This window comes from Pseudoalteromonas sp. D15MCD-2 (assembly GCF_038562745.1).
Lineage (GTDB): Bacteria > Pseudomonadota > Gammaproteobacteria > Enterobacterales > Alteromonadaceae > Pseudoalteromonas.
This window is the reverse complement of record NZ_JBCFQE010000002.1, coordinates 552534-567287: the sequence shown is the minus strand read 5'-3', so window position 1 is coordinate 567287 and position 14754 is coordinate 552534. Positions and strand designations below refer to the sequence as shown.

General features: G+C 41.0%; 14 protein-coding genes. 7 read left to right on the top strand and 7 right to left on the bottom strand.

The window, feature by feature from the left end:
- The first annotated feature begins 342 nt into the window (after positions 1-342).
- Complete coding sequence (locus tag AADY36_RS19250; RefSeq protein WP_342409517.1) at positions 343-1155, top strand: helix-turn-helix transcriptional regulator; 813 nt, start codon at positions 343-345, stop codon at positions 1153-1155.
- 75 nt (positions 1156-1230) lie between these two features.
- On the top strand, positions 1231-1788 hold the full coding sequence (locus tag AADY36_RS19245) for a YbhB/YbcL family Raf kinase inhibitor-like protein (RefSeq protein ID WP_342409516.1): 558 nt from the start codon (positions 1231-1233) through the stop codon (positions 1786-1788).
- Between the two features lie 465 nt (positions 1789-2253).
- On the opposite strand, the gene AADY36_RS19240 is transcribed toward AADY36_RS19245, so the two are convergent.
- On the bottom strand, positions 2254-2685 hold the full coding sequence (locus AADY36_RS19240) for a hypothetical protein (RefSeq protein WP_342409515.1): 432 nt from the start codon (positions 2683-2685) through the stop codon (positions 2254-2256).
- Positions 2686-2869: 184 nt separating this feature from the next.
- Here AADY36_RS19240 and AADY36_RS19235 point away from each other — a divergent pair, with 184 nt between their 5' ends.
- On the top strand, positions 2870-3325 hold the full coding sequence (locus AADY36_RS19235) for a hypothetical protein (RefSeq protein ID WP_055199128.1): 456 nt from the start codon (positions 2870-2872) through the stop codon (positions 3323-3325).
- A gap of 105 nt (positions 3326-3430) precedes the next feature.
- Here the strand turns inward: AADY36_RS19235 and bfr (AADY36_RS19230) are convergent, their stop codons facing one another.
- From bfr (AADY36_RS19230) to AADY36_RS19205, 6 genes are all read right to left on the bottom strand, one after another.
- Entirely contained in the window at positions 3431-3895 is a 465-nt protein-coding gene (bfr, locus tag AADY36_RS19230; RefSeq protein ID WP_054552095.1) for a bacterioferritin, read from the bottom strand.
- Positions 3896-3906: 11 nt separating this feature from the next.
- Positions 3907-4380, bottom strand: a complete 474-nt coding sequence (gene bfr, locus AADY36_RS19225) for a bacterioferritin (RefSeq protein WP_063530309.1) — start codon at positions 4378-4380, stop codon at positions 3907-3909.
- A 210-nt stretch (positions 4381-4590) separates the two neighbouring features.
- Positions 4591-6726: a TonB-dependent receptor gene (locus tag AADY36_RS19220; protein WP_342409514.1), complete on the bottom strand. Its 2136-nt coding sequence runs from the start codon at positions 6724-6726 to the stop codon at positions 4591-4593.
- A gap of 190 nt (positions 6727-6916) precedes the next feature.
- The gene (locus AADY36_RS19215) at positions 6917-7252 is read right to left on the bottom strand and encodes a DUF3703 domain-containing protein (protein WP_239963437.1); all 336 of its coding nucleotides are present in this window, start codon (positions 7250-7252) and stop codon (positions 6917-6919) included.
- A gap of 27 nt (positions 7253-7279) precedes the next feature.
- Entirely contained in the window at positions 7280-8350 is a 1071-nt protein-coding gene (locus tag AADY36_RS19210) for a PepSY-associated TM helix domain-containing protein (protein WP_342409659.1), read from the bottom strand.
- A 64-nt stretch (positions 8351-8414) separates the two neighbouring features.
- Positions 8415-9275: a cation diffusion facilitator family transporter gene (locus AADY36_RS19205; protein ID WP_239963436.1), complete on the bottom strand. Its 861-nt coding sequence runs from the start codon at positions 9273-9275 to the stop codon at positions 8415-8417.
- Positions 9276-9444: 169 nt separating this feature from the next.
- Between AADY36_RS19205 and AADY36_RS19200 the strand changes: the two genes are divergently transcribed.
- From AADY36_RS19200 to AADY36_RS19185, 4 genes are all read left to right on the top strand, one after another.
- Entirely contained in the window at positions 9445-9822 is a 378-nt protein-coding gene (locus AADY36_RS19200) for a hypothetical protein (RefSeq protein ID WP_285221224.1), read from the top strand.
- Between the two features lie 106 nt (positions 9823-9928).
- Positions 9929-11008: an efflux RND transporter periplasmic adaptor subunit gene (locus AADY36_RS19195; protein ID WP_342409513.1), complete on the top strand. Its 1080-nt coding sequence runs from the start codon at positions 9929-9931 to the stop codon at positions 11006-11008.
- Between the two features lie 9 nt (positions 11009-11017).
- Positions 11018-14128 carry an efflux RND transporter permease subunit gene (locus tag AADY36_RS19190; RefSeq protein WP_342409512.1) on the top strand — a complete coding sequence of 1037 codons (3111 nt, stop codon included), beginning with the start codon at positions 11018-11020 and terminating at the stop codon, positions 14126-14128.
- A 126-nt stretch (positions 14129-14254) separates the two neighbouring features.
- Complete coding sequence (locus tag AADY36_RS19185) at positions 14255-14740, top strand: GNAT family N-acetyltransferase (protein ID WP_342409511.1); 486 nt, start codon at positions 14255-14257, stop codon at positions 14738-14740.
- Positions 14741-14754: the final 14 nt, after the last annotated feature.

The following is a 14754-nucleotide window of genomic DNA, read 5'->3' as shown; positions in this document are numbered from 1 at the left end:
AGTTAGCGAGGTACGAGAGTAAAGTTAGCGAGGTACGAGAGTAAAGTTAGCGACATGCAAGGGTAAAGTTTGCGAGTTACGAGGGTAAAGCTAGCGAGTTACAAGTTTCTAGGAGGCGTTTCAACGCCGAACAAGTAGCAGCGATTTTATATCACGTCCCAGAGCCTGAATCCTAGTGCCTAATATTTTTTCACGCTTTTGTAGGTCGTGCTTTAGCGCGTTTAAAGTGTAAAGTTAGCCGGTAGCGTTTTAGCGCCGAATAACTAAGAATCACGGTCCAATCCGTTCCTTCGAGTCCAATAAAAAACACTGTAAATTATGAATGAATTGATAGAGATAGGTTTGAGCACAGTAAAGCAATATCCGTCTTTACCGTTTTCGATTTACTGCGCTAATGATGAACAGCACATTGTTAATGTGCCTATCGCAAACCCGTTACTTGTCGTTGTATTATCTGGTAGCAAAACGCTAATAGATACAGAAGAAGTTAACTGCTATGCAGGTGATTTTGTTTTTATGGCAAATACACCACAGGTTGCAATGCGCAATATTCCACAGGTTGCAATGCGCAATATTCCACAAAACTTTGGCTATATTGCGCTATTGATTGAATTTGATTACACCGACTTTGAGTGTTTGAAATATCGAGCCGGCGCAAAGAAAAAGTTTATTAAAGGGCAAGTTGATCCACTGTTTAAAATGACCTTAAAACAATTTATTGAATGGGCTGCAGTAACACCACCACAATTATGGCCAATTAGAAGACAAGAGCTGCTGCAAGTGCTATTTTCTCAGGGCTTCAAAGATTTAGGGGCAATTATTGAGCCGCCAACACTGACTCACAAAGTTCATACTATCATCGCTAGTGATTTAACGCGTGATTGGGATGCAAGCAGTATTGCAGCTACGTTAGCGATGAGCGAATCGACACTCAGAAGAAAGTTAACCGCAGAAGACAGTAGTTTTCAGTTAATTAAAGATAACGCGCGTTTAAGCCATGGACTACACCTGATTCAAAGTAGCTCACAGTCTATTGGCACCATTGCACAGCAATGTGGTTTTTCGTCGCAATCTAGATTCACCGATAAGTTTAAACTTTTGTTTAATACGACTCCAACAGCCCTTCGTAAAACAATAATGAGCGAAGCAGGCTAATAATTGACAGTTTTAGTACTAATTTGATCTGTCTTTGCTAGGTATTATGATTATTCTTATTAGTCGGAGAGTATTATGAAATCATCAACATTGAAAATTGCTACACCGTTATTTCTGCTATGTTTATCTGGCACCACATTCGCTGAGACATTTACTCTAACAAGCAAAGACATTGCCCATGGTGACTTTATGGAGAGTGCGCAAGAGTTTAAAGGGTTTGGTTGCAATGGCGATAACCTTTCTCCACAACTCGCGTGGCAAAATGTACCTAAAGGAACAGAAGCATTCGCATTGACCGTTTATGATCCTGATGCGCCTACAGGCAGTGGCTGGTGGCATTGGCAAGTTGTGAATATCCCTAAGTCGGTATCAAGTTTAGCAAGCGGTGCAGGCAGTGCAGAGAAGAACGCAATGCCAAAAGGCAGTGTGCAGATCACAAATGATTATGGTTTCAAAGGTTTTGGCGGCGCTTGCCCTCCAGAAGGCCATGGCGCTCACAGATATCAATTTACACTACATGCGTTATCACAAAACCTTGAATTACCAGAGAACGCATCAGGCGCGTTGGCAGGCTATATGATTAATGCCTATTCGCTTGATTCAGCAACAATTGAAGCGCTTTATAAGCGTTGAGAGAGTTAACGAGATACGAGAGTAAAGTTAGCGAGATACAAGTTTGTAGGTCGTGCTTTAGCGCGTTAAAAGGGTAAAGTTAGCCAGTTTCGAGGGTAAAGCTTGTAGGAGGCGTTTCAACGCCGAACATCTAAGGTTCACGGCTGAAGCCGTTCCTACGTGAAAATTTTCACGGTTTTTGTCGCCATAAATGGCGACCTACAAGGGCACTCTAAGGCGTGAAGTTTGTTTAGCGCGTTAAAAGGGTAAAGTTAGCGAGTTACAAGCTTGTAGGATACGTTTCAACACCGAACAAGTAGCAGCGATTTTACATCGCGTCCTAGAGCCTAAATCCTAGTGCCTAATGTTTTCTAAAGTAGGCGTGAAACTTGTTTCGCGCGTTTGTTTTTAAATAGTCGCGTCGGAAAGACGCCGCTGCTTGTGAAACTGTATAGGCTCTAACATCTTGACTCGCATCTCGCAACTTTAATCTTCTTTCTTTGCTTTTTTTGCGAGAATTTCAACTTCGGCTTTTTCGGTTACGCCTGCCATACTAAGGGCTGTGCTGCCTACTGATTCATATTCAAGTTTGATTTTATCGAGTTTAGCGTCGTTTTTGTCTGGCAAATTTAAGCTACGTGATGACATTCCTTTGGTTAAAACACCTAGGTTATCAAATACTTTTTCTTCACCGTTGTTCATAACGACTTTAATTTTCTTAAGATTCACAGTGCCATGGGTGCACTTAACTTTAATATGGCTGTAGTGGCTGCTGCTGATAGGGTTAACGGTATCGGTTTCGCTTTTGTAGCTGACCTTTTTCTCTGCGATTGTTTTCCAGTCGTCATCACCCGCTAGGCTTTGAGTACTGGTTAAGGCCAAAAATGTGGTTAAAGCGATGAGTTTGAGTATTTTCATTTGATTCCCTCCAAAAATTATCATCATTAAAATTTATAGCATATAAACTGGCTGGTTGCCTATGCAAAGTTCATAAAATAGAACCAAAAGCATTTTTTAATCGTATTAACTAATACGTTATAAATTCACCAACCTTAATCAGCATGCTATGCTAGTAAAGTGTCTATAAGTTTATGGATTTTCAATGAGATATTACTTTTGTTTAGTGGCTTTTTTACTATCAACCTCGTCAATTGCCAGCGCTCTGCTGGATGTAAAGCCGAGCAATAAAACACAGTTTTTGGCTCTGATAAAAGACAAACAAGGTGATTACAAAACAAAAGAAGGCAGTGATGCGGTTTGTCAAAACGCATCTTTTTCATTGATAAAAGAACCAACGCAAGGCTTTACCTTAGGGACGTTAATCGATTTTAGTGACTTACACAACGGCACGCAGGTAAAGAAGATACCTAACTTTTGCGTTGTCAGTTCGAAGTTAAAATACTTTGTAGATGGCATTGTTAGAACCAAGCGATATTTTCGCTGTGATAATGAAGACGACAACGGTTCAACAACTGAAGATCTGCGTTTTAAAGAGAACGGCAGTATTACTTACACGCTGAATAAACCTGAAGTCTCATGTGTGTTCGAGAAGCAATGAAATTCCATCTAACTAATGAATTTTAAAAGCCAAATTCGAAGGCAACTTGTCATATCCGTAGACATAAAAAAAGCAGCCTAGGCTGCTTTTTTAAGTTTTAGCAAATTACATTTGAGATTGCAGGTAATTCTCAAGCCCTGCGGTTTTGATTAACTGCTGCTGTGTTTCAAGCCAATCAATCTGTTCTTCTTGCTCATTTAAGATGTTATCTAGCGCTTCACGGCTGATGTAATCTTTTTTCTCTTCAGCAAGTTTAATTGCCGCTTTAAGATCAGGTAGAGAATCAAGTTCAAAGCTCATGTTAGCCTCGATCATTTCTTCAGAGTTTTCACCAATACGTAGGCGACCTAAATCTTGTAGGTTTGGTAAACCTTCTAAAAACAAAATACGCTCAATTAAACGGTCGGCGTTTTTCATTTTTTGAATAGATACTTTGTAATCAGCTTTGTCTAGTTTTGAAAAGCCAAAATCTTTAAACATACGAGCGTGTAAAAAGTATTGGTTAATACCTACTAATTCATTCGCTAATACTTTATTAAGTGCAGCAATGACGCTTTTATCGCCTTTCATACAATTAGCCTCTATTCGCCCATTTGAGATTGATGGTAGTTTTGGCTACCAATTTTGTCGATTAGACCAAGCTGTTGTTCTAACCAGTAAACATGATCTTCTTCTGTATCAAACAATAGCTTTTCAAGCACTTCGCGTGATTGATAGTCTTTTTCTTCTTCACAGATGGCAATTGCTTCTTTAACACAATCAACCACTTCTAGTTCAAGTGTTAAATCGTTTTGCATCATGCTTTTCACGTCTGAGCCAATTAATAGATCACGACGCTTAGTCATGTTTGGTACGCCTTCTAAAAACAGAATACGTTTGATCAACCAATCAGCGTGATCTTTTTCTTCTTCCATTTCGTGGTTAAGACGCTCATACAGCTTATTTAGGCCCCAATCATCATACATACGAGAATGAATAAAGTATTGATCTATAGCGGCTAATTCGTTTGCGAGTAGTTTGTTAAAACTATCGATGACTTTTTGGTTACCTTTCATAATGCTGTCCTCGAATTCCAAGTTGCGGTAATTGTAGTATATAAAAACAAGATTGCAAACTTTTTCCTTTGTAAATCAGTTGTTTACTATTGAGTGTGATTCTCGTTTAAGTTTGCGTTAATGGTTGATAAATGAACAATTTATCGTTTCTATTCTTAAATAAAAAAAGCCCTTACTAAGAAGGGCTTGTTGTTCTAAACAAAATTTAACTTAGAAACTATAGGTTGCACCAAGTGTAACAGTGGTACCTAAACCTTTAATGTTATAGCCACCGTAGGTGTATGACTGGGCACGGGCAGGGTAGTAATCATTGTTAAATAGGTTTTCTACCCCCATAAACGCTTGCCAGTTCTCGCTAAAGTTATAACGACCGCTTAGGTTAAATAGGTTGTAACTGCTAATTGGCCCTTGGTCGCCAACATAGTCGCCGTCTGCATTTGGTTCAAAGCGTTTGCGTGAACCCACATATAAATAACTCACCGTAAGTGATAACTCATCATTAGGCTGCCAGTTTAAGTTAGCAGTGCCTTTTGGTGGGCTTATTTGGCGCGAACCTAAGTAAATGTCGTCTTCGGTGTTTTTACCTTCAACATAGCTGTAAGTTGCAACCAGTTTTAGAGTTGGGTTAATTTTATAATCAACTAATGTTTCGTAACCCCAAATCTCTTGCGGTGCACGTACCGGCTCATAAACACCGGTTACTTCATTAAAGCTATTCGTGGTGCCAAACTCTGATGTACTGCGGTAAGCTGCAAATTCAAAACGTAAGTTATCAAACTGTGAGGTAAAACCAATTTCATAGTTATCGATGATTGATGCTTCTGTTTGAATTAGACCAATATCATTCACCGTTGCTGAACGTAGTAGGCGGCCAATATCTGAGATATCAGACCCTTGTGAATAATTGGCAAATGGGCTGAAAGCCTCAAGTAAATTGTATTTAACACCTACATTATAGGTGGTTGCATCGTAATCAATGGTGTCGCCTTTTACGCTAAGTGGCACAGAGCACTGGGTTTCTGAACGGCAAAGCTTTAAGGTATTGTAATCATCAACGGTTAAATCAATGCTCTCTTGGCGCACACCCGCTTTAATGACTAAATCATTATCGATTACCCATTTTGTTTGTAAAAAGCCAGCAAGGCTTTCCATATCCATTTCTGGTACCCAAACACGACCATCAACAAGTGGCTGAGACGTCACATCATTCAGTGCATCTAGGCCATAAATGAAGGTCGCTTCAACATTGTCAAAATCAACAAGGGTATTGAAGGTAGCGCGTGCCCCTTTCTTTTCAGAACGAATAATTGATTGGCCACCTTCGTAGCCTTCGTCTGGGTTAGCTAGGTTTGTAGAAAAGAAAAACACATTCTCGATATCTTGCATGTAAAGGTCGAGCGTCATTTGTGTATTAGTAAACAGGGCGTAGTCTGTGTATTTTAAGGTAATGTTTTCGTTACCATCTGGGCCTTGTGGTTTGCCTTGTTTTTGTAGCTCTTTAGGTACATGAATAGCATACGTTTTTTCGCCATCGTTTAGGTTACCAACAACGTCACCTAAATCGGTTTTTTGTTGAGAGCTAAAGTAGTTATAGCTAAATTGCAGTCGCTTTTCATCGTCAAAGTCATAACCAAGTTTGGTGAAGTAGTTTTCTGTTACTGCATCAGATAAACCATACTGTAAGCCAAGAATATCGCCTTCGGCGTCACGTTGAACGCCATTTTCTTCGTAACTTGCAGTAAATAAATAGCTGAGTTTATCTGCTCGGCCATTAACCGCAGCAGAGACTCGCGCACCAGCGCTTTCTTCTAACTTAACTGCACTAAAGCGGGAAGATAGGCTGATCTCACCTTCTGGCTGACCATCACTTGTAGCCTGCTTTGTGATGTAGTTAATAATACCGCCCGATGCACCATTACCATAAACAGAGGTAGCACCTTTGATCACTTCGATACGCGCAATGGCACTTGGGTCGAGTGTTTTAACTCCTAATGAGCCGTTTCTGAGTGGTGTAGATTGTGGCACACCATCAATCATCACAAGTGGTGCACGGCCACGTAAACTCTGGCCTGTATTACTCGAACTACCTGTATCTGGTGCAAGGCCTGGTACCATTTGCGCAAGTAAGCTTTGTAGTTCTGGATTAACTTTTAAATGCTCTTCAATTTGCTTTTGGCTAATAATCGTGACAGAAGCGGGTACTTCATCAATGCTTTCAAATACACGGCTGCCTGACACAACAACGTGTTCCATTTCTTCTGCGGTAAGTTTTTTATTGATGGCATCATCAGCAAATGCCTGGCTGCTAATTGCAATAGCGACCAGAGTCAGTGAAGTTTTTAACATGTTTATCCTTGTTAAATCGGTATTTATTATGTGATTGAGCGGCAGTCTAAATGTAAAGAAGTGTAAAGGCAAGGCTAATGATAATTATTTGCAATAAATTGTTGTGTTGTTTTGTACCTACTTATTTGAATTAGTTATTAAGCAAATAGCGATTAGGATTAGCAGGACAGTAGCTGTGTTTTAGCTGGCGCTAGTTTAAAAAACGTTTTAAGTCGTCTGGAATAGGCATTGGTTTGAAAGGGCTAACATTAGTGCCGCCGGTATTACCGAGTGGGACCCAAATACGCGAAAATACAATTGAAGCTGCCATGCGAGCAAACTGACCAATTATTTCCTTGGCATTATGGGTTTTAAAGCCAATTTTACACATCCACCAATGTGAGTAAGTATGCGCAATGATATAGCTTTGACCCAGTATATGAGCCCGCTCTAAGTGATAAAAAGCGGTTGTGTAGTCTGCTTTCTTATAACTAGTTTTAGCCAATATCATTTCGGTGTTAAAGGCATTTTTGAGCTCAATATTCATGGCGAATGGTATTTTCGATAAAATTGTTTATTTGTAATGCCGTTTGTACCAAAAGTAAACACCTGAAATCGTGAAAAATAACGGTGACAAAGCAAATAGTAACCACAGTAGTTGCACAATAGGGCCTGCAAAATCACCAATATGAAACTTATATTTAAAGTTCCATGTTTGCGTGGTCCAAGAACTTTGGCTGGCATCATAGTTTGCAACAATATCTGCTGAATATGGGTTTGCCCATACCCAACTATAGGCATGGCTTTCACCTGGGTTCTCTATTCTAAAACCAATGTTATCAGTTGGCTTTTTCGGTAAATAAATTCTAAATAACTTACCTTCAGGAAATACAGTTTGTGCGTTATCAAACGCTTTTTGCACTTGAAAAGGCGTATCCGTTAAAGGGGGAACAACTGCTGGCGGTTTTGGTCTATCTTCAACTGTGCCTTGCATCACAAATTCTAATATGGCTTTGGTTTGTGGTTTCCAGTTAAACGCCATACCTGTGTAAGCAATTAAAATAAGTGGAATTAAAAAATACACACCCAGAACGGTATGTAACTGATACATCAGCACTCTAAATTTTGCTTTACGTTTAATAGCCAAGCGTTTGATACGATTTTTTGGTTTAACCCAAATATAAAAGCCGAGCAGAATTTCAATAATAAGAATAAGCGCACACACCGATACCCAGTTTCTTAGCGGGCGGTTTTTATCGCCATCTTCATAAAGCAGCCAGCGGTGCAAAGCCATGGTAAAGCCATAAATCGTAGTGTAGTAATCGTACTCATGTAACACTTGACCGTTGTATGGATTAACACTGACATAGCGGTTGTTTGCCAACTGTAATTGCCAGGCAAGATCACTTCGCTGTTCAGGCATTAACAGGGTAACGGGTTGTTTGGTGGAAGCTGAAACATGTTTTATGAGGCTATCAAAATCAAGTGCTGAAGCCGCTGGCGTTACAGTCCATTTATCGCTTTGAGTAAGGTATTGAATATCTTTTGCGTAAATAAGCAACGCACCGGTCAAACTTAAACAAATTAAAAATAAACCGCTTACTAAGGCAAGCAATAAATGCGTACGACGTAACCACAACTTCAACAAGGTTAGTTCCTTCAGTTTACTGTTAAAACAAAACTGAATGGTAAATGATAACGCGTAACATTTACACTAAAACTTGTTCTATGGTGCAGCTTTCAATTGCAAAGTTATCATGCAAAAAGTGACGTATTTCGTCGTTATTGATGTTGTGCTTGGCACTAAACTTGAGCTCGCAATGAACGTGATGATCATCTATTTGCCATGTTTTAAGGTAATCAATATTAGTGATGGCAAATTGGGCTTTAAGCTCATTAATAGCTTCTGTTAAAGCAAAATTATCAGGGGCTGCCTGCATCAAAATTTTACTGCTCGCTATTAACAACAAAACACCATGGTAAATGACATACACAGAAATCAGCATAGTGGCAATTAAATCAACAATATACCATTGATAAAGAATGATTAAGGTACCTGCTATAATCACCACCACAGAAGCTAATGCATCAGACACATTATGTATAAACGCAGCACGAATATTCATACTGTCTTTTGCGCCTGCTTTGTAAGTTAAAAGGGCGGTGACTAGGTCAACAACCAGTGCAAACCCTGCAACCCAAATGATGATCCAACCATCAATAGGCTCTGGGTTTAAATAGTTGGAGATGGCTTCAACAATTAGGTAACCACCAATCACAATTAAACTTAAGCTGTTAAATAAGGTTGCTAAAATTTCAGCGCGTTTGTAGCCGTATTGATAACGATCGTTGGCAGGTTTGGCACCAATTTTTCGGGCAATTAGGGCAATGAATAACGACGAGGCATCACTTAAATTATGCAGTGCGTCAGCAATTAACGATAAACTGCCAGAAACGAGGCCGCCAATCACCTGAGCGACAGTTAATAACACATTGATTGCAACTGCCAGCATGAGTTGGCGGGTGCTTTGGTTATTTGTATCGTGATGATGGTGGTGTCCGTGTCCCATAAAAATACCGAGTTATTGATTTGCTTTATTTTTATACCATGCGTGCCGTGGTATTGAAATGTTTGTAATGATTTGTTCGTGTGCGGATTATAATTTACTGTTCAAATGCCGGTGGATTTGTTAATTTAGCGCCATTGTACCATTTTTAGTTCTAATTTTTAGGCTCAATGTGAAAGCTGCATTTATTATTTTGATTAGCGTATTATTGCTCCAGCCATTGCTGGATAGCTTTGATGTGGCCGATCATAATGCTGCGTTTAATCACACCTCGGTACTGCTATCAGAAGAAATTGACCTTGAAGCCCATTGCGCAGCCAATGGCGATCACCTGTTACATCAATCAGAGCATGCCGAGCTTAGCAAACAGTTGTCTGACTCAGCCGAAAAAGGCCATTGCCATGTTTGTCACAGCCCAGCGTTTGTCGATTCGCTGCAATTGTCTGAACCTACAGATGTCTACTTCACTAAAATTGAATCACTTGTTTTCAACTTCAAATCGGCTGACTTAGCACCGCTTCATCGCCCACCTATTTTAGCTCTTACTTAATCCAAAACCCTTTTTAGATTTTATTTGGGCTGAGCCCATTTTAAGTAAGAGACACTATATGTATTTAAGAAATTTTATGCGTTACGCATTGCTGTGCGTATGCTATATGATTGTGACAAATATTTATGCGACAGAACAAGCGCATAACCACCAAGAAAATGAGCAAGCTGAACATGCTAATGAAGTCAGTTTAACTGAGCAGCAACAGCAACTCGCTAATATCAAGGTTGAGCGCCTTGTACTGAAAAAACACAAGCAAACCTTGTATGCACCGGGCGAAATTAAAGCTAATGGCTATGCCAGTTATGTGGTGTCACCGCGTGTTGATTCTATCGTTGTAAAACGCCATGCCTTATTAGGGCAGCATGTAAATAAAGGAGACTCTTTAGTTACTTTATTTAGTGGCGAAGTGGCCAGCCAGCAAACTGAATTTAGATTAGCAGAAGCCGAGTGGCAACGCGTTACTAAAATGACCCCGGGCACAGTCAGCGAAAAGCAAATCTTAACTGCCAAAGCCGAGTATGAAGTGGCTTATAGCCGTTTAGTTGCCTTTGGTTTATCAAAACAAGCTATTGCACAAACACTCACCATAAGCCCAGAAAAACTCGGTGAATATACCTTGTTTGCACAAACATCGGGAGCTGTTTTAACCGATAACTTTGCTCAAGGTCAGCGAGTTGATTCGGGGATCGAGCTAATGCTAATAGCCGATGAATCTTCACTTTGGGTTGCTGCTCAGCTTTCAGCTAATCAAGACCGTACTATCAGTAATGGCTCTACGGCGCTGTTAGAAGTTAACGGTAATCGCTATCAAGCAAGGGTTATTCAAGAAGCACATACCATTGATGAACAAACACGCTCACGAACCGTTAGGCTCGAGGTAAAAAACACGCAGCATAGTTTGCACCCAGGCATGTTTGCGGATGTGTATTTTCATTTTGAAACCGATCAAGTGGTACTCGCCGTACCAGAAAATGCATTAACACGCAGTACAGATGGTGACTGGCAATTGTTTGTTGTTGATGACGATGGCGGCTTTGCTGCCCAAGAAGTAACCCTTGGCAGAAGTTTTGGTGATTATCGCGAAGTGTTAGGTATTAAAGCCGGGCTTGAAGTTGTCACCCAAGGTGCTTTTTTTATTGCATCGCAGCTAGCTAAAGGCGGATTTGATCCGCATAACCACTAGAGGTGACGCATGTTTAATTTATTAATTGAGGCGGTGATAAAGAACCGTCTACTGGTGGTATTGGCCTTACTTGCAGCGATTGCAGTGAGTGCATTTATGATCCCAAAACTTAATTTAGATGCTTTTCCTGATGTGACGAATGTGCAAGTGGCGGTGAATACCGAAGCACCAGGGCTTGCGGCTGAAGAAGTAGAGCAACTGATCACATACCCGATAGAAGCAGTTATGTATGCGCTGCCCGATGTAGAGCAGGTACGCTCTATTTCTAAAACAGGGTTATCGGGCGTCACTGTGGTGTTTAAAGAAGGCGTCGATATTTACTTTGCTAGGCAACTGGTTTTTGAACGTTTGCAGTCTGCTAAAGAGTTGATCCCAGCTGGTGTTGGTATGCCAACCATGGGCCCTAATACATCAGGGCTTGGACAAGTCTATCAGTATTTACTTGAAGCAAAACCTGATGCCAACATAGATAGCATGGCACTGCGTAGCTTAAATGATTGGGTGGTTAAATTACTTATATTACCTATTGATGGTGTTACCGATATTCTGTCATTTGGCGGTGAGGTAAAGCAGTATCAAGTGAACATAAACCCCAATAAGTTACTTGCTTATGACTTAACACAGCAAGATGTTAGTAACGCACTAGATGCTAACAACAGTAATGTGGGTGGCTGGTACATGAACCGTGGTCAAGAGCAGCTTGTTATTCGTGGTACAGGTTGGTTTACCCCAGGCGAAAAAGGGCTTGCTGAGATTGCGCAAACACCTATCAAAACCATTGATGGTACAGTCGTTAAAGTGGCTGATGTTGCAACTGTTGAGCTTGGTAGTGAAATTCGCCAAGGTGCTGTCACTTTATCTAAACGCAATGATCAAGGCGAAATAGTCAATCGTGGTGAAGTTGTAACAGGTATCGTGCTGAAAAGAATGGGCGCTAATACCAAGCAAACGATTGATGGCATTAACGCGCGTATCGAGATGATAAATCAAGCACTGCCAAAAGGGGTTGAATTTAAAGCCATTTACGACCAAGCAGAGCTTATTAGCCAAGCGGTGCAAACGGTTATTGATGCACTGCTTCTAGCTTTTGTATTTATTATCATTGTATTAGCGCTATTTTTGTTGGATTTAAGAGCAACATTTTTGGTGTTGTTGTCGATCCCTATTTCGATTGGCTTAGCACTGAGTGTAATGGCATGGCTTGGCTTGTCGGCAAACTTAATGTCGTTGGGTGGGATTGCTGTTGCCATTGGTATGCTGGTAGATGGCTCAGTTGTGATGGTTGAGAATGTATTTAGGCACTTAGGGCTTAAGCATAATCAACATAAGCCTTCTGCGCAGCTGGTGGCTATTGCTGCAAAAGAAGTGGCACGGCCTATCTTTTTTGCCTCTTTGATCATTCTAACGGTATTTTTACCGTTGTTTAGCTTTGAAGGCGTTGAGGCTAAGTTATTTCAGCCAATGGCAGTGAGCATCATGTTGGCAATTATTAGTGCTGTGATCGTTGCCTTGGTTGTAGTGCCAGCTCTGTGTGTGTACTTATTTGCTAAGGGCGTGACAGTAAAACAAAGTATTTTATTAAAACCTATCGATATGCTTTATCAACGAGCTTTACAAAAAGCATTGCAGGCTAAGCGTAGCGTTTTAGCTATAGCAGGGTTATTACTGATTGTAGCGGCCGTTATGCTACCTAGGCTGGGTACGGAATTTGTGCCAGAGCTTGAAGAAGGCACTATTAACCTACGTGTGACACTTGCTCCATCAGCAAGTCTCGATACGGCAATCTCAGTGGCGCCTAAGCTTGAAGCCATGTTGCTTGAATTTAGTGAGGTAGAATATGCGCTGAGCCGAATCGGTAGGGCTGAAGTCGGGGGAGATCCTGAACCAGTTAACAACATTGAGATCTATTTAGGCCTAAAGCCACACGAGCAATGGGTAAACGCGAAAACGCGGGTCGAATTACAGCAGCTAATGGAAGCTAAGGTTGAGCAATTTCCGGGGCTTTTGTTTAACTTTTCACAACCTATAGCAACCCGAGTAGATGAGCTTTTATCCGGTGTTAAAGCGCAATTGGCCATTAAGTTATTCGGTAGTGACTTAGCCGTTTTAACTGAAAAAGGCCAACAAATTGAGCAGTTAGTTCAGCAAATACCTGGCGCTAAAGATGTCGCGATGGAGCAAATAGGCGGCGAAGCACAGCTGATAGTTAAACCTAACCGTTTGGCGCTGTCGCGTTTTGGTTTATCGGTGGCTGATTTAATGGATATAGTTCAGAACGGTATTGGCGGGCAATCTGCAGGGCAAATCATCGATGCTAATGAGCGCTATGATATTTATGTGCGTATAGCAAAAAGCTTTCGGCAAAACCCAAATGTGATTGCTGATCTTAGATTGCAAACTCCCACGGGTGCCATTGTAAGGGTGGGGGATGTAGCTGATGTACAAATTGGGTCTGGCGCGCCGCAAGTTCGTCGCGATGATGTTCAAAGGCGTGTAGTTATTCAAGCGAATGTGCAGGGGCGAGATATGGGCTCTGTAGTTGCCGATATTCGCGCTACCATTGCCGATAAAATGCAGCTACCTAGTGGTTACAGTGTGGCGATTGGCGGGCAGTTCGAAAACCAACAACGGGCACAGCAGCGGCTGATGATAGTAGTGCCTGTAGCCTTGTTACTGATTGCGTTATTACTTTATTTTGCTTTTAGTAACCTATCGCAAGTGGTGCTGATTCTTGTCAATGTTCCTTTGGCAGTGATTGGTGGGGTGATTGCATTGTATGTGTCAGGACAATACTTATCTGTACCCAGTTCAGTAGGGTTTATCACACTATTTGGGGTTGCGGTATTGAATGGTGTGGTGATGGTCGAAAGCATTAATCAAAGGATTAGTGCAGGAGATAGCAAAGATAAAGCAGTATTTGAAGGCGCTGTTTCACGGCTAAGACCCGTACTGATGACCGCGCTTACTTCAATGCTTGGACTAATTCCAATGCTCCTAAGCACAGGAATAGGCGCCGAAATACAAAAGCCCCTTGCAACGGTTATTGTTGGCGGCTTGGTCAGTGCAACCTTCTTAACTTTATTTGTACTTCCGGTACTTTATAAGTCGATGAGTAAATAAAGCATAATGGGGCTAACTTTTAGTAGCCCCTTCTTAATGCCGTGTATTTCTGTAAAGGGCGTTTACACCATGCTTAAGCCCTTATAAACTGGGCGTTACAATAATGATGTAAAAAAGGAATACAGAGTGAGTAACGCAATTACAATTCGTCAGGCAGTCGCGAGTGATGCTGCAACAATCCTACATTTTATTACCGAACTTGCTATCTACGAAAAAGAACCCGACGCAGTTAAAACAGACGAGCAAGCTATTTTAAAAACGTTGTTCAGTGAAGGTGCAACGGCGCATAGTGTTATTTGTTTAGAGGGCGACACACCAATTGGTTTTGCTGTGTATTTTTATAATTACTCAACCTGGCTTGGTAAAAATGGTTTGTATTTAGAAGATCTTTACGTCAGTGCTGACAGCCGTGGTAAAGGCGCTGGTAAGCAAATTATGCAATATCTTGCTAAGCAAGCACTCGAAAAAGACTGTGGTCGTTTTGAGTGGGTGGTACTTGATTGGAATAAACCAGCCATTGATTTTTACGACAGCATTGGTGCTAAACCGCAAAACGAATGGATTATTTACCGCCTAATAGGCCAAGAGCTTATCGACTTTGCGCATCAATAAGTAATGTTGCTATG